Origin of the sequence: Methylomonas sp. LWB (assembly GCF_001856095.1) — a bacterium.
Classification (GTDB): domain Bacteria; phylum Pseudomonadota; class Gammaproteobacteria; order Methylococcales; family Methylomonadaceae; genus Methylomonas; species Methylomonas koyamae_A.
Genome location: NZ_MKMC01000089.1, coordinates 90,919 through 112,814, shown reverse-complemented (window position 1 = coordinate 112,814; position 21,896 = coordinate 90,919). Strand labels below are relative to the sequence as shown.

The 21,896-nt window shown below is 55.1% G+C and carries 20 protein-coding genes; 8 read left to right on the top strand and 12 right to left on the bottom strand.

What is annotated here, in order from left to right; translation table 11 throughout:
• Positions 1–355: 355 nt before the first annotated feature.
• Together BJL95_RS22255 and BJL95_RS22250 are read left to right on the top strand one after the other, a co-directional pair.
• On the top strand, positions 356–1,174 hold the full coding sequence (locus BJL95_RS22255) for a hypothetical protein (protein WP_071160782.1): 819 nt from the start codon (positions 356–358) through the stop codon (positions 1,172–1,174).
• 179 nt (positions 1,175–1,353) lie between these two features.
• Entirely contained in the window at positions 1,354–3,519 is a 2,166-nt protein-coding gene (locus BJL95_RS22250) for a zeta toxin family protein (protein WP_071160781.1), read from the top strand.
• Positions 3,520–4,107: 588 nt separating this feature from the next.
• Here the strand turns inward: BJL95_RS22250 and BJL95_RS22245 are convergent.
• The 3 genes from BJL95_RS22245 to BJL95_RS22235 form a co-directional block, all read right to left on the bottom strand.
• Complete coding sequence (locus tag BJL95_RS22245) at positions 4,108–4,470, bottom strand: hypothetical protein (protein WP_071160780.1); 363 nt, start codon at positions 4,468–4,470, stop codon at positions 4,108–4,110.
• A 37-nt stretch (positions 4,471–4,507) separates the two neighbouring features.
• Positions 4,508–4,960 carry a TerB family tellurite resistance protein gene (locus BJL95_RS22240; protein ID WP_071160779.1) on the bottom strand — a complete coding sequence of 151 codons (453 nt, stop codon included), beginning with the start codon at positions 4,958–4,960 and terminating at the stop codon, positions 4,508–4,510.
• A 66-nt stretch (positions 4,961–5,026) separates the two neighbouring features.
• Positions 5,027–5,587 carry a Uma2 family endonuclease gene (locus tag BJL95_RS22235; protein WP_071160778.1) on the bottom strand — a complete coding sequence of 187 codons (561 nt, stop codon included), beginning with the start codon at positions 5,585–5,587 and terminating at the stop codon, positions 5,027–5,029.
• 336 nt (positions 5,588–5,923) lie between these two features.
• Between BJL95_RS22235 and BJL95_RS22230 the strand changes: the two genes are divergently transcribed.
• Entirely contained in the window at positions 5,924–7,798 is a 1,875-nt protein-coding gene (locus tag BJL95_RS22230) for an alpha-amylase family glycosyl hydrolase (protein ID WP_071160777.1), read from the top strand.
• 83 nt (positions 7,799–7,881) lie between these two features.
• Positions 7,882–8,352, top strand: a complete 471-nt coding sequence (locus tag BJL95_RS22225) for a CreA family protein (RefSeq protein ID WP_071160776.1) — start codon at positions 7,882–7,884, stop codon at positions 8,350–8,352.
• 7 nt (positions 8,353–8,359) lie between these two features.
• Here BJL95_RS22225 and BJL95_RS22220 read toward each other — a convergent pair whose 3' ends face one another.
• From BJL95_RS22220 to BJL95_RS22210, 3 genes are all read right to left on the bottom strand, one after another.
• Positions 8,360–10,297 (bottom strand): ATP-binding protein, encoded by a 1,938-nt coding sequence (locus BJL95_RS22220; RefSeq protein ID WP_071160775.1) that lies wholly within the window; start codon positions 10,295–10,297, stop codon positions 8,360–8,362.
• Positions 10,294–10,806, bottom strand: a complete 513-nt coding sequence (locus BJL95_RS22215; RefSeq protein WP_082885511.1) for a YfiR family protein — start codon at positions 10,804–10,806, stop codon at positions 10,294–10,296. Before BJL95_RS22215 ends, BJL95_RS22220 begins: the two co-directional genes overlap by 4 nt.
• Positions 10,807–10,970: 164 nt before the next feature.
• Entirely contained in the window at positions 10,971–11,822 is an 852-nt protein-coding gene (locus tag BJL95_RS22210) for an aldo/keto reductase (protein ID WP_071160774.1), read from the bottom strand.
• 142 nt (positions 11,823–11,964) lie between these two features.
• Here BJL95_RS22210 and BJL95_RS22205 point away from each other — a divergent pair, with 142 nt between their 5' ends.
• Positions 11,965–12,438, top strand: coding sequence for a hypothetical protein (locus BJL95_RS22205; RefSeq protein WP_175463773.1), 474 nt, complete (start codon positions 11,965–11,967; stop codon positions 12,436–12,438).
• Positions 12,439–12,451: 13 nt separating this feature from the next.
• On the opposite strand, the gene BJL95_RS22200 is transcribed toward BJL95_RS22205, so the two are convergent.
• A complete protein-coding gene (locus tag BJL95_RS22200) occupies positions 12,452–13,072 on the bottom strand; it encodes a zinc ribbon domain-containing protein (protein ID WP_231883649.1) in 621 nt (206 codons plus the stop codon).
• A 232-nt stretch (positions 13,073–13,304) separates the two neighbouring features.
• On the opposite strand from BJL95_RS22200, the gene BJL95_RS22195 reads away from it, so the two are divergent.
• The 3 genes from BJL95_RS22195 to BJL95_RS22180 all read left to right on the top strand — a co-directional run bounded on the left by BJL95_RS22195 (position 13,305) and on the right by BJL95_RS22180 (position 15,880).
• Positions 13,305–13,826: a GNAT family N-acetyltransferase gene (locus tag BJL95_RS22195; RefSeq protein WP_071160772.1), complete on the top strand. Its 522-nt coding sequence runs from the start codon at positions 13,305–13,307 to the stop codon at positions 13,824–13,826.
• Positions 13,827–14,057: 231 nt separating this feature from the next.
• A complete protein-coding gene (locus tag BJL95_RS22185; protein ID WP_083386212.1) occupies positions 14,058–14,894 on the top strand; it encodes a matrixin family metalloprotease in 837 nt (278 codons plus the stop codon).
• 302 nt (positions 14,895–15,196) lie between these two features.
• Positions 15,197–15,880: a hypothetical protein gene (locus BJL95_RS22180; RefSeq protein ID WP_071160769.1), complete on the top strand. Its 684-nt coding sequence runs from the start codon at positions 15,197–15,199 to the stop codon at positions 15,878–15,880.
• Between the two features lie 249 nt (positions 15,881–16,129).
• Here BJL95_RS22180 and BJL95_RS22175 read toward each other — a convergent pair whose 3' ends face one another.
• The 5 genes from BJL95_RS22175 to BJL95_RS25840 are packed head-to-tail and all read right to left on the bottom strand — an operon-like array spanning position 16,130 to position 21,846.
• Complete coding sequence (locus BJL95_RS22175) at positions 16,130–16,978, bottom strand: hypothetical protein (RefSeq protein ID WP_071160768.1); 849 nt, start codon at positions 16,976–16,978, stop codon at positions 16,130–16,132.
• Complete coding sequence (locus tag BJL95_RS22170; protein WP_071160767.1) at positions 16,975–18,564, bottom strand: AAA family ATPase; 1,590 nt, start codon at positions 18,562–18,564, stop codon at positions 16,975–16,977. The genes BJL95_RS22175 and BJL95_RS22170 overlap by 4 nt, the downstream gene beginning before the upstream one ends.
• 21 nt (positions 18,565–18,585) lie before the next feature.
• Entirely contained in the window at positions 18,586–20,346 is a 1,761-nt protein-coding gene (locus tag BJL95_RS25350) for a restriction endonuclease subunit S (protein WP_175463772.1), read from the bottom strand.
• A complete protein-coding gene (locus tag BJL95_RS22160; RefSeq protein ID WP_254786878.1) occupies positions 20,343–21,374 on the bottom strand; it encodes a class I SAM-dependent DNA methyltransferase in 1,032 nt (343 codons plus the stop codon). The genes BJL95_RS25350 and BJL95_RS22160 overlap by 4 nt, the downstream gene beginning before the upstream one ends.
• Entirely contained in the window at positions 21,265–21,846 is a 582-nt protein-coding gene (locus BJL95_RS25840; protein ID WP_254786877.1) for a type I restriction-modification system subunit M N-terminal domain-containing protein, read from the bottom strand. The genes BJL95_RS22160 and BJL95_RS25840 overlap by 110 nt, the downstream gene beginning before the upstream one ends.
• Positions 21,847–21,896 lie beyond the last annotated feature (50 nt).

The following is a 21,896-nucleotide window of genomic DNA, read 5'->3' as shown; positions in this document are numbered from 1 at the left end:
CGTCTGCCGAGCGGCGGCGAGTAGCGAACGGTTCCGGCTTCGACCAGGCTAAGGGTGCCACGAATAAGTGTTTCGGCAGGCTGTCACGTACGGAAAGCGCTTTTCCGTTCGTAACGCGCTTGGCGAATTCGGAAAGAAAACGACTTGTTCGAAGCGCCTTCACTCGCGGCAGTCAAAACGCTAGTGTTCGCAGCTATGGGATTGGACTTTCGGCTGAGTTTCGCATTCGCTTTTGCTGTTTTGAGATTGCGCGACTGTCGCCGGAAGCCCCGGTTTTCTCTATAGAGAGTAGGCCGGAATGACGTGTTCGATGGCTTGATATTCATCACACTCAACTACGCCGACAACATTTGCCATGAACAATATTCAAACCCCCAAAATGCCGGGTTATCCGGAGAGTTTAATCATGACCGTCAAGGGATCGATGGCGATCTGCGACGCCGCCACCTCCGGTAGACTTAACCGGGCGGTGTTGACCAAGCATACGCTGGCGCCGACCGTGGCGGCCTGGCCGTTTCGCCTCGATAGCGTTACACACGACCAACCTCGCGCCGATATTCGGGTCAGCAGCGCAACAGGTACGGCTGCCACTGGCTTTCCGTTAGTGCTGAAGTTGACGACTTCCGAGCTCGACGGCGATGGCAACATCGCCCCACTACCGGGCGCCTGCGTCGATCTGTGGCATAGCGATGGCGACGGCCATTATTCCGGGATGACCAATCCGGGCGGAGCGAATCTGGCCGACGAGGACTTCTTGCGGGGTTACCAGGCAACCGATCATTGCGGCGAGGCCAAGTTTTTCAGCGTCTATCCCGGCTGGCACGATCCGGAGACCGCTCATATCCAGGTGAGGATTCGCGACTACGTGCATGGCCGGTTCAGTTTCGACCGGGCGACTCGACTGGTATTCGACGAACACTCGATTGACAAAATCCATACCGTGATTTCGCAGTTTTTTCCGGCAGGTTTGACCAAGAACGGCGAGCCGATCGAAGACATGGTCGACGACCACGCCGGCATGGCGCTTGTCGACGAAATCGCCAATCATCCGGCCGACCGCTTCATGCTGAAAATAGCCCCCGGCGCCCGCTTCGTCAGCGCATCGGTCCATCTGGTGATCGCTCGCGGCGAAACGCTGGCCGAGTTGAGCCGGACGGCTTTGGCCGAATCCTGATTCTTAGCCGTTCCAATACCGAACCGCCGGCGCATTTCGCGCCGGCAGCGCCGGTCATATCGCTACCCGACCCCATCTCGCGCTATCATGCCCCCGCCGCGAGTCGGCTCGAAATAATAATAACGATAAAGCCGCCCAACCCGAAAGACCGGGGAACGAGCGGTGCACTGGGGGAGCGCATGAATTCAAATCCCGGCCGAAACATCCCGGCCTATCGGCAGCTCAAGCGCTTGCGGACCGCGTTGGCGGTGGCGCAGGGCGTGCGCTTGCAGGCCAAATTGGCTCAGGAGCTGGAAGCCACGGTGTCGCACGATCAAACCAAGCGGGTGACCTATCTAACCAGCCTGTTCACCCGGATACACCGGGAAATGTTCAGCGACTGGAAGGAACAAGTCACGGTACACCACCGGCCGGGCACGATGCCGGAAGCCGATTGCCGCACGCGATTTCGGATCGCGATTGAAAGCCTGGTGCTCGACGGCGACGACAATCTCGAAACCGCCTTGTTCGACAACAACGGTTTCGTGGTGTGCAGCGCCGATATCGCCGACCGGCTGGCCAAGCTGTATCAAGCCTTGCGCGGCATTCGGCCCTACGGCTACGGCAACCGGATCACGCTGGATTTTTTCATCACCGCGCTCGGCAATTTACCGGCCTTCAAGGCGGTGTACGAACAGGGCATCGATTTTCGCCGACTGAGCTGCGACGACGCTCGCGCCTTGCACGATCCGGCCGCCGATCACGCCGCGTTGCGTCGGGCTTTCGAGCACGCGCTGGACCCGGCGCGCACCCAAAGCCTGAGCAATCAGGCCAACCGCTACGGTAAGTGGCCGGAGAACAAGTATTTTCTGCAAGGCTTGCCGTTTTTGTCCTATACCACGGCGGACGGCGTCAAATGCCTGGTGACCGTGACCGGCGGTCTGGTGCCCTTGCACAGTTTCCGAGCCGAGGAATTCATCACCGGTCAGCATTTCGTCGACAATCCGCTCGGCGTGTCCGAGTACATTCTCGGCTATTTGCCGGGTACCGAGGACTTGCGCCAGCCCGGCAAGACCGAGATCGACGCGATTCCAATCCGCGCCGACGGCGTGGCGCCGCTGTTTTGCCTGGACATCAACATCCTGACATCGCTAAGGCCGCCCAGCCACGCCGAGCTGTTGGACTTGTTGAAGCAATGCGCCGGCGAGCAGGCCAGTTTGTTTACGCTGGCCGGCAACGAGCCGTTGAAAAACAAGATGCTGGCCGCCAGCCACGGCGAAAACCGCTTGATGCGCACCGTGGAGATCGCCTATCAGCGGCTGACCAAAATCGACGGGATTTTATCGGCTATCCTCGAGGCGATTTTCGCCGGCAAGGCGCCGGTCGAGCGGCCGACCTTGTTCATGTGCATGGGTGGGGCCGGCGCCGGCAAAACCGCGGTCGAGGAAATCGCCAAGGCGCGATGCGGCGATAATTTCGTGATTGCCTCGCTCGACGAATTTCGCAAACTCAGCGATTTGTACCGTCTATTGACCGCCGCCGACCACCACAGCGACGACTATGTCTACGTCGAACCCTTCGCCAACCGCTTGCGCGATTTGGTCGCCGAGCAAGCTCGCTTGCGGCGCATCAACATCCTCTACGACGGCACCGCCATTCCTTATCAGCCGCGCTATTCGACGATCGTCCAGCAATACCACGCCGCCGGCTTCAACACCCAGATCGCGGCAGTCGATGCATTTTTGGTGAAGCCGGCCGGCCGCGAGCAGGAGTTGTCGCGGGCCGGGGTGATCGGCAGCGTCACGGCCCGCTTCGAAACCACCGGCCGCGCCCTGCCCTGGGTGGTGACGATAGACAAACACATCCGCTCCCCGCACGCCTTTTTGCTGGCCTTGGCCGATACCGCGCTGGACAAGTTGGCGCTGTTCGCCAACGACGGCGAGCGCGACCGCCATTATCTGGTCGCGGAAAGTTTCGTGTGCGGCGACGACGAGGTGCGGGCGATGCAGCGTCACCAGCTCAACGGCAGTCTGGCCCTACATTGGCGGGCGTTGGTCTGCAAGCGGCCCGATTCGGTGTTGAAAAATCTGGCCGCCGACAACGCCGCGCTGGACGCGCTGATCGCCCGCAATCCGGCGCTGAGCGAGGACAACGTCGGCTATCTGATTTACGCCGGCAGCGAGACCAACCGGGTGCTGGCGATCTACCATTTGCGCCGCTTGGTGGATTTCGTGCAAAAGCGCCAACTCAACCCCAACGCCTCCGGCGAGGACGGCCTGCTGCACAAACCGGCGGCGCTGGCCTTCCACGTCGATCCGGCGGCCAGGGAGTCCTGGATCACCCGTTTGCAGGGCAGCGTGGAATAAGCCGGACCCGGCCGGGCGGTCGCGGGACGGGGCGCGGAGCAGAATGCCCTAAGTGAGGTCTTTTACCTGAGGCTTACTATCGCCCCCAGGTTGCCTCGCAAGGCATTTAGAGTTGCGCACAAGGCGAAAGCCTTTGCGTTTGCCGCCGCCAAACCGACCGGCCGATCAAAGGTAAGAAGCTAGAAGTGAACTGTTGGGCTTCCTTTCTGTATATCTGGTCCGGAGCCTATAACGTTCGGTCAAATGCTAATTGCATATCAGATTTAGGGTACGCACTGCGTACCCTACCGGGCTTATCCCAATGGCTTTCTAGCGCCAGCTTCTGGCCGGCGGTGGCGCGACCCTGGCGACGGATGAAGCTGCGAATTTTGGAGGGGTCTATTTTTTGGGTGAGGTCATCAAATGCAGATCTTTTGAAGTGAGTGCGGTCGAAGCTATAAATCAAATTGATGATTTAACGAAGCGGTATATTTGAAAAATGAATTTTCTGACCAGCATTTTCGCAGCCAGCATCCTCAAGCAGCTTTTTAAAAGGTGAAAACTTGAATAAGGCCTTTATGTGTGACGGTCTTGAACCAATCCGACAAACTAGAATTGTTCAGCCATCAACCCCGCGATTTGGGCCTTGGCATTACATTGGCTAATGGCCTCGTCCCGCTGCGACTGAGTGAGTTTATGTTTAACGGCTGCCGTACCGTGCCAATCGAATGCTTGATATTCTTTTTGCGCAAATGTGGCAATCTGGCATTTTTTAGCGGGCGAGTTCGCAAACGGCATTTGGCTATCGGCCGTTAACGGCTCCATGCCTTCCGAGCTAGGTGCGTAAATCAAAAAATCGCCATTGATCGCCAGGACCGCACGGTATTGCCGGGCGGTGGTGAAGTACAAATCACCGGCCTCGATTTCAGCTTCTTTTAGCCACAGATTTTTATTTTTCTTGATCTTTTTCATCAGCGATTGGTTTTAAACGGTGTTGGTCCGGCGATATTCAGGGATTGGGATTCGCGCGCAGTTTGGCCAGAATAAAATCGGTGTGCGAGACGCCAAGAAGGTCGGCAATCTTCCGCACCATATACTCCTCTTGCGGGTCGATATTGCCGTCGGCATAGGCGATTTGCCAGAGAGACTTAACAAACTTTGTCTTCTCCTCAGGGCTAAAACATTGGTTGATCGTCGACGTGAATTCGTAATAATCAACCGCCTGCCGACGCTTTTGTTCGGCATTGGTCATCAAGGTCTCAGCCTGTTCGGTGGAGAGCGAAAAACACTGTTTAACCAAGGACAGAATCTTGGTTCGTTCGACATCTTGACAGACATCGTCCATGGTCATCATTTCCGTCATTAAGGCCGTTAACGCCTCTTGAAGCTGCGTTTCTGTTGCAACCTCGGGTGATGGTAAGGACAGGTGTTTTTCAAAAAATAATTTAATTTGCTCAAGCATGTTGGCTGTCCGGTATTCGTTGCGCCGGTTCCCAAACCGGAGTTTGGGAACCGGAAAAACCTCGGATTATCCCGCGAACACCCCTTCATAGATATCCGCTACCGCCAGTTCAAAACCCAACGATTGGAAAACCGCCTGCTGGCCTTGTTGATAAATCTGTAGATCCCAAGCATCGCCGCGCCGGTAACATTCCACGCGTGGAGTGTCTTGGGCAATTAACACGTATTCTTCCAGGCTGGCCAGTTTGCGGTAATGGTGGAATTTTTCGGCTCTGTCGTAGCGTTCGGTGGCATCGGACAGCACTTCGACGATCAACTTGGGCTGGCTGTTGAACAGCTCTTCGTTATCGCTGGCCGAGCAGGTGACATGCAGGTCGGGGTAGAAAAAGCAGTCGGCGGCGGCGGTTTGCACGCGGACTTTCATTTCGCCGGAGTGGACTCGGCAGGATGTGCCACGTAAATGAGCGTGCAAAAACGCAATCAAATTGGTGGTCACGGTATCGTGAGCACGTTTTACGCCCACCATCGCATACACTTCACCATTGATATATTCGTATTTAACTTCGCTGACCAGTTCGCCTTGCAGGTAATCCGCCACGCTGAGGTTTAATTTTTCCGCCAATGCCATATCGCCATCCTGTCCTGAATGTTAACTGTTCCGATTGTATCCCGCCCCTGATCACTTCAACAAACGGCTATTGCAAACCCGCCGCCACCCGCGCTGTTAAAATCCACCGCGATTCTTTCAAGGCCAAGAGTCGAAGATTGATGTTCCAGCAGCCATGCCGCTAAGAAATTTCGCGCAAACCGCTCGGTGGCGCATGCGGATCGCCGCTTGCCTGAGTGTCTAACTTCACTTGCTTTCGCCGGGTGTCTTTGTTAGAAGGTCTAACAGCGATGCGGCTTACCCATGGCCGCGTCCGCCGCTGTTTATCGCCTTCCCATTTCCCGCCGGAGTGCCGCCATGTCCGAATCCCGTTTAGCCGATGTCGATTTGAGTCAACTTACTTCCAACGTTTCCTACACCCCTTCCCCTACCGCGTGGGAGGATAAGGTATTGTACTTTTTGATGCTGGACCGGTTTTCCGACGGTAACGAAAGCGGCGGATTCCGCGATATCGACGGCAAGCCGGTCGCCGGTGGCGCCACGCCCTTGGGCCAGGCCGCCGACAAGCGCAACGCGATTCAAACCCCGGCCGCCGCCGCGAAATGGAGCGACGCCGGCGGCAAGTACGTCGGCGGTACCCTAGCCGGGCTGCAGAACAAGTTGGGCTATTTAAAACGCTTGGGCGTGACCGCGATCTGGATCAGCCCGATCTTCAAGCAGGTGGCGTTTCAGGAAACTTACCACGGCTACGGCATCCAGGATTTTTTGCAGGTCAATCCGCGCTTCGGCACCAATCAGGCATTGAAGGACTTGGTGGCCGCCGCACACCAGCAGGGGATTTTGGTGATCCTGGACATCATCTTGAATCATTCCGGCAACGTGTTTAGTTACGATCCCAACCGCCAGCCCAACTATAAAGACGGTAGCGGCCATTTCGACCCGCGCTGGGACGGCGGCCACTATCCGGTGACCGGTTTTAACGACGCGGCCGGCCACGCCAATATTCCGTTCGTCACCGCCAATCCGGCGGCGCCGGCGAGCTGGCCGGCCAAGGACGGGGCGATCTGGCCGGTCGAATTTCAGAATCCGGAATACTTTACCCAGAAGGGCCGTATTGCCAGCTTCGATTACGACCCGGAATTTCGCGAGGGCGATTTCTTCGATCTCAAGGATTTGCATCACGGCTTCGGCGGCACCGACGACTTTGCGCCGGCTCTGGGCTTGCTGTCCCTGATCGAAGTCTACAAATATTGGATCGCGTACGCCGATCTGGACGGCTTTCGGATCGATACCGTCAAACACATGCAGGACGGCGCGACCCGGATATTCGGCTCGGCGATTCACGAATTCGCGCAAAGCATCGGCAAGGATAATTTTCTGCTGGTCGGCGAAATTACCGGCGGCCGCTACCGGGCCTTCGATACGCTGGAAACGACCGGTCTGGACGCGGCATTGGGCATCGACGATATTCCGAGCAAATTGGAATTGATGGTCAAGGGGGCCGGGAACCCCAACGACTATTTCAGCTTGTTCCGTAATTCGCTATTGATCGGTAAGGATAGCCATACTTGGTTCCGCAACAAGGTCGTGACGATGTTTAACGACCACGATCAAGTCGGCCGGGCCAAGGCGAGGTTTTGCGCCGATGCCGATAAGGCCAAACTGGTGTTGAACGCGCTGGCGGTCAACGCGCTGACCTTGGGGATCCCTTGCGTGTATTACGGCACCGAGCAGGGTTTCGACGGCCACGGCGGCGATTCGGACCGCTATATCCGCGAAGCGATGTTCGGCGGCGAATTTGGCGCATTCGAGTCCAGAGGCGTGCATTATTTCGACGAGAACCATCCGGTGTACAGCGAATTCGCCAAATTGATGGCGATCCGCGCGGCTCAACCGGCCTTGCGGCGGGGGCGGCAGTATTTACGGCCAATTTCCGGAGACGGCCAAAATTTCGGTTTGCCGACGATGTCGGGCGGCAAATTGCTGTCGCTGGTGCCGTGGTCGCGGATTCTGGCCGACCATGAAGTCGTTGTGGCGATCAATACCGACCCCAATGCCGCCAAAACGGCCTGGGTGACGATAGATGCGGCGCTGCATAGGCCGGGTGAAAAACTGACCTGTTTGTACTCCACCGATTCGGCCCAGATCGGCACGACCGCCGACATACAACCGAAGAACGGTTTGGCGGTGCGGCTAACGGCGCCGGCGGCCGGCTTGGTAATTTACCGGTGAAGCGACGATGCGGGCGGGTTTGCGAGAATCCCGCAAGCTTGTTAGGCTGACGGTCTGTGTTCAATCAGGGTTGGGAGTATGCGATGCGCGCGTTTTCGAAGAGATCGGCTTGGCTGTTTTGCGGTTTGGGCTTGTTGGCCGGCGCGGTCCGCGCCGAGGAAGTGGGTTGCGTGACCACCGCGTGGAAATTGATCGGCGCCAATCATAAGGTCTGCGTCGATGCCTTCGAGGATCCGAAGATTCCCAACGTGATCTGTCACATCAGTCAGGCCCGGACCGGCGGCATCGCCGGCGGGTTGGGTTTGGCGGAAGATCCGTCGCAGTTTTCGCTGGCTTGTCGGCAGATCGGCCCGATCAATTTGCCGGCCAAATTGCCGGAAGAGGAACTGGTGTTCAGCGAAGGCACGTCGTTGTTGTTCAAATCCACCAATATCACCCGGCTATGGGATGCCAAGCACAATACACTGGTGTATCTGGCAATCAGCCGGAAAGTCATCGAAGGCGCGCCGGCCAACAGCGTCTCGACCGTGCCGGTGATGCCCTGGGGCAAATGATCCGGGCTTAGACGCCCAGTTGCGTGCGGTTTTCCAGAGTCTGTTCGGCGTTGATCCATTTCAACAACACCTCATAAAGCTTGGCGGGCAGGATGGGTTTGCCGATAAAGTCGTTCATGCCGGCGTCCAGGCATAGCTGGTGGTCGGCGCTCATTACATTGGCGGTCATCGCAATCACCGGTAATGCTTGACAGGCGGGCAGCTTGCGCAGTTCGCGGGTGGCTTGATAACCGTCCATGACCGGCATTTGCACGTCCATCAGCACGCATTGGTATCGATTTTCCCGCAATTTGGCCAGCGCGATTTCGCCGTTCTCGGCGACATCGACCCGGATGCGGGCCTGTTCCAGCAATTCGATCGCGACCATCCGGTTAATCTCGTTATCCTCGACCAGCAGGACCCGGCTGTCGTGCAAGGGCTCCAAGCGCAACGAATCCATGCTGGCACGGTGTCGGCGGAGTTGGAAGTGGCGTATCGTCGCCAAGTCGCTCAAACCCAGCGCGACACTGAAGGTAAAGGTCGAGCCGATATTGGCTTGGCTGGTCACGCCGATGCTGCCGCCCATTTGCTCGACCAATTGCTTGGAGATAATCAAACCCAGGCCGGTGCCGCCGTAATTGCGGGTCACGCTACTGTCTCCCTGACTAAAGGCTTGAAACAACTTGGGTTGCTGTTCGGGTTTGATACCGATGCCGGTGTCCTGAATCGAAAATTGCAACACGATGCGGTTATCGTCGCGGCTGAGTTCGTTGAAAGCGATGGCGACGTGGCCGCGCTCGGTAAATTTGATCGCGTTTCCGATCAGATTGATCAGCACTTGCCGCAAACGCTGCGGGTCGCCGACCACCGCGTGATATTGCGGGCCGCAGTCGGGGAGAATCAGGCGGATGCCTTTGTCGGCGCTGAGTTGCGACATCGTCGAAAACACGTGCTCCAACATTTCCTCGAGCAGGAAGGGAATGGTCTCGATCTGCATCTTGCCGGCTTCCATTTTGGAAAAGTCCAGAATGTCGTCGATCAAGGTCATCAACGAATGGGCCGAGGATTCCACGCGTTGCAGATATTCGCGTTGTTTGTAGGTCAACTGGGTATTCAGACTCAGTTCCACCAGACCGACGATGGCGTTCATCGGCGTGCGGATTTCGTGGCTCATGTTGGCCAGGAACTGACTTTTGGCGCGATTGGCGGATTCCGCGTCGCGGGTGGCGATTTCCAGCTCGCGGGTGCGGGTTTGCACCTGGGTTTCCAGATCCGCTTCGTTGGCCTCGATCTGTGCCAGCATGTTGTTGAAGGCTTCGGCCAAATCGCTGATTTCGTCGTTGCCGTCGTAGCGCGAACGCCGGCTGTAGTCGTGATCTTTTTCAATTTGATGGGCGGTGTCGGCCAAATTCAGCAGCGGCCGCAGGAAAATGCGTTGCAAGCGGCGCACATACAAGGCGGCCAGACTCAATGCAATCATCACGATGCCGGCGTTGATCGACGCATTCCAAAGCATCGTCCGATACGGTTGGACCATGCTGGCGATCAGCGAAATATGACCGACGATGCGTTGGTTTTTGTGCAAGATCGGTTGCGTGTATTGTTGGGTTTTCGGTAACCAGTCCGGCCACCACGCCGGCCAGCGCGGCGCTTCCTTTTGGTGGCTGACCAGAGCCTGGCCGGTCGGTAGCCGGATTGAGCCGGCGATGATGTCCGGATCGTAGACCAGGGCGTCCAGAATTTCCTGGGCGGTTTGGGTGTCGTCGAATACCAGGGCCACGCTGCTGTTTTGGCCGATCAGGTTGGCGGTCAGCTTCAACTTGTTGTCGATGGCGTCTTGCAACGCGGAATATTCGCGGATCGACAGTGAGAAGGTCGCGACGGCCAGACTCAGTACCACCATCAGCCGCAGATTGTTGCCCAACTTGCGGCTGATCGAAATACGTGGGGGGGGTGACGATGTCATTCGATAATCTCCGCCATCCGCAGCAATTTGGAGCTCAATTTTAAATCCGCCGATTTTACCGAACCTAAATTTACCACTAGTTTCAACTTGTTGTCGCGCAATGTGAATTGCACCATGCCGCCTTGGGCGGCGAAACCGTCCACGTCGCCGACCAACAGGATGTGGGCGGCGCGGGCTTGTTCGAACAGGCGGGGCTTCAGTTCGTCGATATCGCCGACAAACAGGATGTTGCAAGCTTCCAGCGTGGCCGGCGGCTCCAGCAAAACATGGACTATATTGCCTTCGATTTTTTGACCTTCCAGCGCCGGTAGAAAATGCCGTATCGGACTGTCGCCCCTCAGACAAATCGTGATCGGGCCCATGGCCGGCCATTGCGTTAATTCGGCGAAATGAAACAGATAGGCGGATTTCAGTTGGAATTCCCGGCTGGGGTTATCCAGGGCAAAAGCCGGCTCGCTCAGCCAAACGCTGGCGCTGAGCAGCGCGGATTTAAGCAGGCGGGTAAGCACGAATAGTCGGGATACGATTAAACCCGCCAGGCTTGCGCCGGGCGGTTCCGGAATAAAAGGCCGAAACGGTGGAGAATTCGGCGGTTCGAATACGTGGTGGCCGGATTAACAACAAACCAATGAACTATTGTAGCTTAGCCGGCGCGGGACGGCGGCGGTTGGCGCTAGTCCAATAGTGTCGCCAACTCGGCGCATTCGGCTTCGCTGAGTTCGAAATCGAAAATCGCCAAATCCTCGCGCATGTGATCGGCCGAGGTGGTGCCGGTCAACGGTACGATGCCGATTTGGGTCAAAAATCGGAAAAACACTTGTGCCGGGCGGCGGCCCAAGCGCTCGGCCAGATTGGCGACGACGCTGCCGGTCAATATTTTGGGGTTGGCCGTCAAGGTCCAAAAACTTTGGTAAATCACGCGGTTAGTCCGGCAGAACGCCCGTAGCGCCTTGTCGTAACCGGTGTCGGCGTAAAACCGGTTTTGCAGCACGGCGGGTTTGACCTCGGCTTGTTGGTACAGGAATTCGAAGAGCTCCGGGTCGTAGCAATTGCTGATGCCCAGTTGCCGGGTGCCGCCGTTGCGCTGAATGGTCTGCATGGCTTGCCACACGGTTAACAGCTGCTGGCGGTCGGCTAGCGGCGAGTGCAATACCAAGCAGTCCAAATAGTCGGTGCGCAGATTTTGTAGCGACACCGCGAACGACTGGGCGACTTGCTGTTCCAGGCTGGCGTTCGGGTCGTAAGGAATGCGTAGCGGATCGTGGCCGTTGAGCGGCGTGAATTTGGTTTGTAGATAAATCGCGGCGCGATCCAGGTTCAAGCGAGTCAGCGCGGTCGCCAGACCGGCCCCAACGCCGGCTTCATGGTAATGTTTGGGTTGACAGGCGGTATCTATACCGCGAAATCCTTGGGTGAGAGCGAGTTCGACCCACTCGGCGGTGCGTTCCTGTTTCCAGGCGGTGCCGTAAATGAGTGGCGGCATGCGCACGCCGGACGCGGATTCCAAATAGGCGTTTTCAATCATCGGTGGTTCCTGCGCTAAAGAGGCGGCGTTATCCTCGCATAGTTGAGCCGCCACGGCTACCGGCCGGTAAGATTGCAGACTGCGGACGGCTTGGGCCGCGATCGGTTATAGTGGTCGGCGATACCGGCATCCCGAGGAAATCATGAACAGATTATTGCTGACCTTGTTGGCCGTCGCGCTGATCGTCGAGGAATGGCTGTGGGATTTTCTATCCGCTTGCGGCCACTATCTGGCGCTGGCGCTGGGCCTGGAACGCATCGAACGCTGGCTAAGCCGCTGCTCGCCGGGTGTCGCGCTAATAGCCATTACCGTACCGATTTTACTGGTTACGCCGTTGAATCTGGCGGCGCTGTGGTTGCTGCTGCACGGTTTGTTGCTGCAAGGTTTGGTACTGGAAATCGTCGCCAAATTGTTGGGTACGTTGTTGGTGGCGCGCGTGTTCACTCTGACCAAGCCGCAATTGCTGAGTTTTGCGGTATTGGCCTGGCTGTACGGCACGATTACCGGCTGGTTACGCTGGGCGCACGCCAAAATCGCCGAGACGGCCTTGTACCGTTGGTCCAGACTCGCCAAACAGCGAGTTAAGGACCGTGTGAAAACCTGGCTGAAGCGTTAACAGTCCGGCTCGGTTAGCGCCGCGCCGCCAGGATGGCGCGCTGCCGAACCAGAATAGCGCTTCCGCCGGCCAGTGCCGCCAGCATCGTCAGCGACCCGACGAATTTGGAAAATTTGGCGATGGCGTGATCGTGGGCCAGCTGGCCGGATTCGGTCAGCAAATATTCCCAGTCGTGAAAACCGTAAGGTGCGGAATGGCCGAAGTTGCCGCCCAGCAACGGTAGTTGCCCGGCCCGAGCGTCGTCGATGTAGGGGGCGATGTCCAAAAAATTTTCGCCCAGCCACCACAAACACAGCGCGGCACCAAACGGGTCGCGGGTTTTTATGAACAGGGTTGCCATGCAAATCGTCGGCATCAGTAACTGGCCCAATGTGCCGCCCAGCGATGTGACAAAGGCGCCGAAGGGTCGGAAAATGAGATGGCCGGCTTCGTGGAAAGGCAGATTGACCAAATGCAAAAACGACGAGCCGGCGGCGTTAGCGGCGATCGGCGGAACGATCAATATCCAACTCCATAGCGCGAACAACGCGAGCAATAGCGCTCGGCCCCAGAAGGCGAACTCGCTGTCGGCATAGGTATCCGAGACCCAATCGGCCGAGGGCGTTGGCGCAAATTCGACCCGAGTGGTTGGCATCGGGGCTGGCCGGTTTGGATCCGCGTGATAGCGCAAATACTTTTCGAACACCACGCCGCAGTGGGGGCAGATGGTCGGGGTGGGTTGTGCTAGGGCGTGTTGGCATTTAGGGCAGGTGTCCACGGCGGGCTCCCGAAAACATGCGCTTGAGCGCGGTCTGGTTATCGTCTAGCCTAGCAGCAATTCCCGACCCGGCCCGAGTGCCGGCAATTTCTCAACGCCAGATCACCGTATGTTCCCACTGACCTTCCTGCGTGCTCAACTTCACGATGCCCCAGCCTTGGCGGATTTAGTCAATTCAGCCTATCGCGGCGAGGCCAGCCGTTTGGGTTGGACCACCGAGGCCGATTTGCTGGACGGCAAGCGCACCGACGCCGAGGAGCTGACGGCCGCGCTGACGGACCCCGCTGTATTAATGGTTGCCGGTTTCGAAGCCGACCGGCTGGTGGCTTGCGTGCAAGTGCGCCTGGCCGATCGCGAAGCCCAGATAGGCATGCTTACGGTCGATCCGGCGCGGCAGAACCGGGGCGTGGGCCGGCGCTTGTTGGGCGCCGCCGAAGACTTGGCGGCGCGAACTTGGGCGATCGAACGTTTCGCGATGTTCGTGATTCCACGCCGCGCCGAATTGCTAGCGTATTACCAGCGCCGCGGTTATCGGCGCACGGGCGTTCTGCTCCCATTCCCGGAAAATCCAATGCTTTGGCAGCCTAAGGTGACCGACTTGAGCTTGGAGCGACTGGAAAAGCCGGTCTGACGCCAAACGCTAGGCACGGTCAAGCAAAAATTTTTGATTTTTTTAAAAAACGTGCTATAGAGCGCACTGGCGCGGCAAATTTTGTGATGTGCGTCAAGTAAAAACCGGTCTGGCCCGCGTCGATGCCGGCCTGGAACCGGAGTATCTGGTGCCGAGCGGCCCGCGCCCGGCTCAGTTTCGGTGTCGGTTTCGCCGGCGCTTTCATGAGTTTTTGTTTTGGAGGGGGTATTTATGGGTTATCGATCGTATGCAATGGTGGTCGGTTTGGGTTTGGCGGTATTGTCCGGGGCCGCTCAGGCTTACGCGACATTTCCCGACGGCAACGGCGGCGTTTTGAAATGGGGTGGCGACAATACGCCCGGTACCCCCGGCGGCAGCGTGACTTGGGGCTTCATTCCGGAAGGCACGGCCGGTTCGGCTTATTGCGATAGCGCCTGCTCCGGTACCGCGAAAACGTCGATCTGGATTGAAAATTCACCCGGCACCGGTTATACGCTGACACCGTTGACCAATTTGGTGGGCTACATCCAGGCGGCGTTCGACAAATGGGCCGGCGTTGCCAACATCAGCTTTGTCGGGCCGCTGTCCGATTCCGGTTTGCCGATCAATCATGCCGGCGCGGGTGTGCCGGACATTCGCATCGGCGCCTTCGATTTCAGTTCCGGCGGCGGCGCGGTCGGCTACGCGCCACCGCCCAACGGCGGCACCGGTAGCGGCGACATCATCTTCGCGGCTAACTCGTTTTATGCTTTCCAACCGGGTAACGATGGCGATTTGTTCCCCAGCGCCTCCACCGCGCCTAACGATTTCGAGAGTTTGTTGCTGCATGAAATGGGGCATGCGCTCGGCTTGGCACACCCGCCGGTCGGCGGCGGTTGTCCGGTGATGCAGGTCGTCGATTCGGCCTGCTGGTTCCGAATCAATCGCGAATTGGACGCCGACGACATCGCCGGCGCGCAATACTTGTACGGCGCGCCGGCCGCGGTACCGTTGCCGGCGGCGGCCGGGTTGTTTGCAAGCGGTTTGTTCGGAGTTTTGGCAGGTCGCCGAAAACGCCGGATGGTTTAATCCCTGAAGGCCGCCGGCCACCGGCCACCGGTCGGGCGACCTTCTCTTTCCGATGACTTTGGCGCCCGGTATTTGCTCGGCGGAGGCAAAGTGCAGTATTCGCCGGTTGGCGGTGAAATAGTTCACCGCCAACCGGCCCCCGTCTTTTTTACACTTCCCAACGCTAACGATTCGAGACGATGGAGTACACGGTTTACGTGGTTCGCCGGTGTCTCGCCTAAGCCCGTTTCGGTAATGGTCGCGTTGGCGTGAACTCATGTCGGCCGCGACGGCCGGTTCTTAGAATTGACGGGAGAAACATCATGGATTACTTCTATTCCGACACCGGCGCGGGGCGCTGGATAGCGCCGGCTTGCAAGGCCGGTTTGTTTACGCTGGGATTGGCATTAACGCTGGGTTTGTCGAGTCGGGCGGCGTTGGCCGATATTGTCGATCAAGCCAACGACAGCACCGTTTCCGGCGGTTTTACTCTCAACGCCGGCCCGATCGGGCAAAGCTTCCGGCCCGGTCTGGCGTCGCTGCATTTCGTCGAGTTGATGATCAACGACCAAAATCCGGATTTCGGAGCCGGCGACGACATTGCGCTCAGAATTCGCGAAGCCGACATTAGCGGCACGATTCTGGGCGTCAGCGAGACGGTGTTTTTTGCCGATCAACCGGAGTCGCGGCCTTTTCATGCGCCGGAATTGGTGCGTTTCAATTTCGCCGCGCCGGTCGGTTTGACGGCCGGCAATACTTACGTGTGGGAAGTTTTCCGCAACGGTGCCGAGTCCTCGGACCTGGGCATCTTCGGTACAGGGTTTAAAATCGATGCCTATGCGCAAGGCGAGCCGTATTTCGGGGGGGCCGTTTACGCGGGCAGCGAGGCGCCGTTCGATCTGTGGTTCCGGGAAGGTATCGCGACGGTCCCGGTACCGGCCGCGTTACCATTGATGCTGTCCGGAATCGCGATCTTGCGCTTACTTGGCGGAAGGCGTTCGGCCTAGCAAACTTGATTCTTCCCCGCCGCCGAGCAAGCCGAGCCGGGGAAGGATATTTCGCCGCCTTAAGTCGAGCTTGGGAGGCTGCCTTGGCGGTGTCAGCCGGTTTCAGTTTCGTTGTCATCGGCTGAATAGGGTTTAGCTATATTTATTTTAAATTTTTAAGCTAAACATATAGTTACTGTAAATGTTACTGTTATTTTTCGCTTTCACTCCGGGTGTGTCCCAAATTTTGTGTAAAATGGATGTACAACGCTAAGCCACCACCGTAAAACTTGCTAATCGCTTTAAAAGCAACTGGCCGACTTTATGAGCCTCAAAACAAGCTTTTATCGAACCCGTAAAACTATGGGATTGGGATAGATAGACTTCCAATGCCTGCAATTTTTCTTCGGCTTTGCCTTTTGAGACCAAACACTGTTCGTTCTTATATTTCAAAAGCAACTTAGCATATTCATTAAACTGCGCAGTTAATGACACCCAAAGCTCCTTTCGTTCATTACACAACTCTCTGTCATCTAAACCGTAATGTTTAATGGAAAATTCTATACGCTTTAAATCCCATTCTGTTAGGTCCACGATGGGGTTTGAGCATGGTTCGGGATAACCATGCGAGTTGAAGCTGATTAAATCGACGTCTTCCTGACTGACAGGATCCAAAAACAACGGACTCTCCCGGGTTACAGCAATTCCCGGCCTGTGAACCGCCTGGCTATGGTCGAGTAACGGAAAATAAGTACCCTTTCGCGTATTAGGAACAGGCTTAGAAAGCCGGTAATTTTCAATATCAAACGCCAGCCACCAATACCCATCGTGGCATTTTTCCCAAGCTTCATTGCGGGCGCAGCTTTTGGGGCGGAAGTGTTCCAAATGTGGGTATTCGGCGGTGAATCGGGCTTCGGTATACCAGCACTTACCATCAGACAGTTTTTTAAGAAATTCCAGTAAACCGGCATCCCGCCAATGCGCTCTGTTACGATGAATAATGGCTTTGCGCTTTTGGTCATCCTTCTCGTTTTTCATCTCTTCCAATATCTCGTTGGATTTTTGCAACCAAACTTCCAACTCGTCTTTACTGGCTTCTTTCAGCGGGATATATCTCATACGTCCGCCTCACCACTTTTGCCGTCGATTATGCCCTGCAACAATTCGTCGGTAAGTTCTTCCAGATCAGAAATATCGTCGGCGCTAAAATCCTGCTTGCTCATGATCGGATTGCGCGCCAAGGCTTGAGAGAATTGGTTGAAATAAGGATGCGGGAAGCTATGGGCAATCCCCAACTCGCCTAGCTCTTTTGTCAGCCTTTCAAGATCGGCGGCCATTTCGGCGGTTTTGTTGCGAATGCCCAGCAATTTATATCGATCTGTAAGGCGCTGAACCACACTTGGCGGTAACACCGACTTCAAACCAAATATTTCAGACTGCAACAAGCCATCAACGCCCATACCGATGGGGTCTTCATCAGGCACATCGGCAGAAATTGAATGCTTTCCGTCTCGATCATGTCGGTTTAGCAAGCGCACCTGCTCACGTTTCAGTCCGCCAATCATCAGCGGGTTGTGAGTGGCAATCAAAAGTTGAGATGACTTATCTACCACCTGATTTTCCAATAGTTGCAGATATTCATAAGTCCAAGCCGGGTTTAAATGGGTGTCAGGTTCGTCTAGCAAAAACAGGCACTCCTCACCTTTTGCAATATGTAACAACCCTAGAACAGTTAATAACTGTTGCTCACCTTCTGACAATTGCTCAAACCTAATGATTTCACCGCATTCATGATTTACTGAAACACGTATTTCTTCTAGCAAATCAGATAAAAACAACCCTTCGATGTGTGAAAAAAAATCAGCTATCGACTCGCCTGGATACCTAAGGTTTTTGAGGTCTTCCTTGTTTTTCACATAAAGATAAAATCGTTCAGAGTCTTCGTTGCGGTTGCGAAAATCTTTCGGTATCGACTCTTCACTTTTGATTGGCGCTAAAGATTGACGCCATAGTCTGTCTAAAAAGGACTGGAAAGCACCTCTGGCGTGCCAGAAAAGGGAATCACCTTCTTCTAATTCAATTTGTTTTGGTTTTCCTGAACTTCTCCAGAAAGGTTTATGCATAACAAATAATGCAGACTCAAAATCTTTGATTTTTAAATACCGGCTTAAAAAGCCTTCAATCTCTGGTTGAAAATCCAGTAGAAAAAATGCAAGCAAGGCAAACTGGCTGTAGTTCTTTCTACAAAAGAACAGTCGTCTCAAAGGAATGGTGTCTGATGTACCGCCTTTGAGCCATTTTCGATAAAGATCGGAAGTGGGCTTATCAAACAACTGCTCCAGGCGGCGGTTCCAGCCGGAGTAATAAGCAAACACATATTTGGGAAGATACTTGTCCTCCTGCTTTTCGAAAGCCTCTTTGGTGGTTTTCGTGCCATTGATGATGATTTGCTGTTTCGGCCGACCAGTTGGATCATTGATGATTTGAACGTCATGTTCACGAATCTGGTAATTCAGCTCGTAGCAAAAGTCTGACGCGTCACCGGCTTCCAGATCACGGAAGATCACCACCAACGCTTCAATCAGATTGGATTTACCGGCTCCATTGCGGCCCAGCACCACACTGGTTTGAGCGTGCAAGTCTGGACAGAACTCAAAATCCCGCAGGTTGCCATAATCCTTGACGTATAAACGGTTGATCCGCATGGCTAATACCTCCTTTATCCCTTACCGATTGGCGACCTTCAATTTGCGCAAGGCTGGGTCCGGCGAATTCTTGTCCTCGACAATGCGGTTGCTCAGCATTTCCTGCTTTAGTTTGGCGTAAAAATCATCGATCGCCAGTTCGGATTTTTTCCATAACACCTCGGCATGGCTTTCTCCGCCGAGTTGGGCAAGGAGGTCTAACAAATAGGTTTCCGGTGCATCCTTTAATTGCATAATATTCGTCTTGGTCTGATTGGGGACGGCATTGTTTTGGTTATTTCGTTTACCAGTTTTGCGTTTTGGCTTATCGGCAGCCTGCTGCTGGCGCTCGGCCTGGATGCGTTTCAGTAATTCGGTGGCGGGTTCGTCGTTCGGGTCTTGCGGCACCAGTTCGCCGCGGAAGGCTTTGGCCAGCAGCGATTGGCTCAGGCGGTCCAGGCGTTGTTTGGCGGCGCGGTATTGTTTTTCGACGGCGTCGGCTTGGGCGAAGAGGGATTCTACGCGACGGACGATTTCTTTTTGTTCTTCGATGTGGGGTACAGCAAAGCAAATTTTTATCATCCGCGTTAACCCCAAATCTCTATTGGCAACACCATGTGTGTAATATTGAGAACGTTCATAGCATTTCGGAGAATTCAGTACCAAAGCAACAAAATCAGGATAAATAACTTTGTCGCTCGAAACTCTTAGGACGGCGACATGAACCCAAACATTAAATTCAATATCAAGCTTATTAACACAAGCTATCCCTGTTGTTCCGCCTTTCGTATAGAGAATATCTCCTTTTACAGGTTTACATCTTTTACTCAGCTCCTCATGAAGTTCCATTGATATGAATTTACAAGTGGCAAGCTCAACACCTTTTTGAGTTACATTTCGTCCGCTAATAAAAGGTATTCCTTCGTCAGTATATTCAGGACTAAAGTGTGGCCCATCCTTAACAAACCTAGTTATTTGATCAAGAGACACAAAAATCCAGTTTTCAGGGAAAACTCCGAATCTCTCAATATCTTCTTCACTTGGTAAATAGGGGCTTGGTATTTTTTCTTTCCAACTATCTGATTTAGGTAATTTACCTTTGGCAGCAAAATCTTGTTGTGTTTCTAAAATCCAACCGTCTCGATATACTTCTGAAATTGCATTTTGGGATAACAAAATATCTTTTCCCTCCCGCCACTCCTTCGTCAACTCCCCCGAAGCGGCGGCGGCGAGGACGGATTGGCGGAAGCGTTTGAGCAGGGCTGGGATTTTTTCCAGCCGCGCCTGGGCCGCATCGACTTTGGCAAGTACGCTGTCGAGTTTGTCGGCGATGCGAATTTGTTCGTTTAGGGGTGCAACAGGGACTACTAATTCAGATAGGCTAGTGGCATTTACATTTTGAACAGCAACACCTACTGCCTTCGATTTCAATTGCTCCCAATAATCTCGGCTTCTTAGGAATAAAGAAAGATATTCTGGAAAAATAGCTTTATCAGGTTTGAACCGAATCAAATATGAAGCAAATACGGTTTGAGCGGGCGGCTGCTTCACCAAACAATGAAATCCAACAGAACCAGCACGGGAAATAACAATGTCGTTATCTTCCAATTGATACCGTTCATCGTCGGGTTCAGTAATGCAAAACGGAACCTTATCCCAATTTATCTTTCCCGAAGTCAAGTCAGTCGTACGAAGATACTTAACCTTTCCCTCTACGGTGCTTTTGGTGGTAAAACCATATTGAGGCTTCGAGCATAAATCACCTAGCGTAACCGCAAACCATCCTTTTGGAAGCTCGCTCATCCCAGAATCTCCTCACCTTCTTCCGCCGCCCCCAACTCCACCAATATCGCCTGCAACCCCTGCATCGCTCCAGTCATTTCTTCCAACGCTTCGTTAATCAACACATCCGGCTCCGGTAGGCTGGCGCTGTCTTCGGCGCTATCGTCGCGTATCCAAGCCAGGTCTAACGAATCGTCTTTCTGGCGGATTTGTTCGCGGCTGAAACAGCGCAGGCGGCAGTCGTCCGGGGTGCCGCCGTTTTCGACGTGGCGCTCGATAAAACTTTGCCGCGCGGCTTCGTCCACTTGGGTCAGGTCGTGGCCGACGGCTTGGCAGAATTCCTGTAAATGCTGGGCGGTGAATGGGGTGCGTTTGCCGAATTGCGGCATGTTGGCGCGCAGGTCGTAGACCCAGAGGTTTTGGGTGTTGGCTTTGTCTTTATTCGGGTCTTTGGGTTTGCTGAAAAACAGCACGTTGGTTTTGACGCCGGCGGCGTAAAAAATGCCGGTGGGCAGGCGCAGGATGGTGTGCAGGTTGCATTTTTCCATCAGGTCCTGGCGGATGGTTTTGCCGGTGCCGGCCTCGAACAGCACGTTGTCCGGCAAGACGATGGCGGCGCGGCCACCGGGTTTGAGCAGGACGTGATACATCAAATGCAGAAACGCCAGTTGTTTGTTGCTGGTGTAATGCACTAGATCATCGCGGGTGGGTATGCCGCCGCCCTGTTTAGTGCCGAATGGCGGGTTAGCCAGAATCAGGCTGGCTTGCGGCAGTTGCTTGCCTTCGTTGCTGAGGGTGTCACCAAACAAAATGCCGGCGTGCTGGTCGTCAATGGCCAGGTCGTGCAGCATCAAATTCATCATCGCCAGCCGCCGGGTATCGGGCACGAACTCCATGCCGTAAAAGGTTTTGTGCTGGTATTGGTCGTAGTCGAATTCGTTAAGAGCGCTGATGTCGTGATGCTGCTTGATGTAATGGTGGGCGCTGATCAAGAAGCCGCCGGTGCCGGCGGTGGGATCGACGATGACGTCGTCCAGCGTCGGTTTCATCAATTCGACCATGGTGTTGATCAACACCCGTGGCGTGAAAGTATTGGCCGGCACCGGATTTTTTCTCGGTGGCGTTGATTTCCAACAGTCCTTCGTACATGTCGCCCAGGCCTTCGGTTTTGGCGCTGTACCAGTCTAGCTTGTCGATTTCGGTGACCAGTTTGTTGAGCGTGGCCGGTTTGCGAATCACGGTGTTGGCGTTGTTGTAGATGGCCTGAGTAATCTGCGAGCCGTGGCTGCCTAAATCGACCAGCATTTTTTTGTAGGCTTCCAGGCGGGTGGCGGAATTCATAGCCTCCAGATCGGACCAGCGGCAACCCGATGGAATCAGTTCATCCTGGCCGGTTTCTTCGACCATTTTTAGGAACACCAGAAAGGTCAGTTCGTTGATGTATTCGTGGTAAGTCACGCCGTCGTCGCGCAGCAGGTTACACAGATTCCAGAGTTTGGCGACAAGGTCTTGGGTGCTCATAAGTTTGTATGATCGATTAATGCTTAAAAAGGGTTCGGTAGGGTGGATAA

Excerpts from the sequence above, each read along its gene's own strand:
- BJL95_RS22255 (WP_071160782.1), top strand. The coding sequence starts at position 356 with ATGAACAATATTCAAACCCCCAAAATGCCGGGTTATCCGGAGAGTTTA.
- BJL95_RS22250 (WP_071160781.1), top strand. The coding sequence starts at position 1,354 with ATGAATTCAAATCCCGGCCGAAACATCCCGGCCTATCGGCAGCTCAAG.
- BJL95_RS22245 (WP_071160780.1), bottom strand. The coding sequence starts at position 4,470 with ATGAAAAAGATCAAGAAAAATAAAAATCTGTGGCTAAAAGAAGCTGAA.
- BJL95_RS22240 (WP_071160779.1), bottom strand. The coding sequence starts at position 4,960 with ATGCTTGAGCAAATTAAATTATTTTTTGAAAAACACCTGTCCTTACCA.
- BJL95_RS22235 (WP_071160778.1), bottom strand. The coding sequence starts at position 5,587 with ATGGCATTGGCGGAAAAATTAAACCTCAGCGTGGCGGATTACCTGCAA.
- BJL95_RS22230 (WP_071160777.1), top strand. The coding sequence starts at position 5,924 with ATGTCCGAATCCCGTTTAGCCGATGTCGATTTGAGTCAACTTACTTCC.
- BJL95_RS22225 (WP_071160776.1), top strand. The coding sequence starts at position 7,882 with ATGCGCGCGTTTTCGAAGAGATCGGCTTGGCTGTTTTGCGGTTTGGGC.
- BJL95_RS22220 (WP_071160775.1), bottom strand. The coding sequence starts at position 10,297 with ATGACATCGTCACCCCCCCCACGTATTTCGATCAGCCGCAAGTTGGGC.
- BJL95_RS22210 (WP_071160774.1), bottom strand. The coding sequence starts at position 11,822 with ATGATTGAAAACGCCTATTTGGAATCCGCGTCCGGCGTGCGCATGCCG.
- BJL95_RS22205 (WP_175463773.1), top strand. The coding sequence starts at position 11,965 with ATGAACAGATTATTGCTGACCTTGTTGGCCGTCGCGCTGATCGTCGAG.
- BJL95_RS22200 (WP_231883649.1), bottom strand. The coding sequence starts at position 13,072 with ATGCCAACCACTCGGGTCGAATTTGCGCCAACGCCCTCGGCCGATTGG.
- BJL95_RS22195 (WP_071160772.1), top strand. The coding sequence starts at position 13,305 with ATGTTCCCACTGACCTTCCTGCGTGCTCAACTTCACGATGCCCCAGCC.
- BJL95_RS22185 (WP_083386212.1), top strand. The coding sequence starts at position 14,058 with ATGGGTTATCGATCGTATGCAATGGTGGTCGGTTTGGGTTTGGCGGTA.
- BJL95_RS22180 (WP_071160769.1), top strand. The coding sequence starts at position 15,197 with ATGGATTACTTCTATTCCGACACCGGCGCGGGGCGCTGGATAGCGCCG.
- BJL95_RS22175 (WP_071160768.1), bottom strand. The coding sequence starts at position 16,978 with ATGAGATATATCCCGCTGAAAGAAGCCAGTAAAGACGAGTTGGAAGTT.
- BJL95_RS22170 (WP_071160767.1), bottom strand. The coding sequence starts at position 18,564 with ATGCGGATCAACCGTTTATACGTCAAGGATTATGGCAACCTGCGGGAT.
- BJL95_RS25350 (WP_175463772.1), bottom strand. The coding sequence starts at position 20,346 with ATGAGCGAGCTTCCAAAAGGATGGTTTGCGGTTACGCTAGGTGATTTA.
- BJL95_RS22160 (WP_254786878.1), bottom strand. The coding sequence starts at position 21,374 with ATGAAACCGACGCTGGACGACGTCATCGTCGATCCCACCGCCGGCACC.
- BJL95_RS25840 (WP_254786877.1), bottom strand. The coding sequence starts at position 21,846 with ATGAGCACCCAAGACCTTGTCGCCAAACTCTGGAATCTGTGTAACCTG.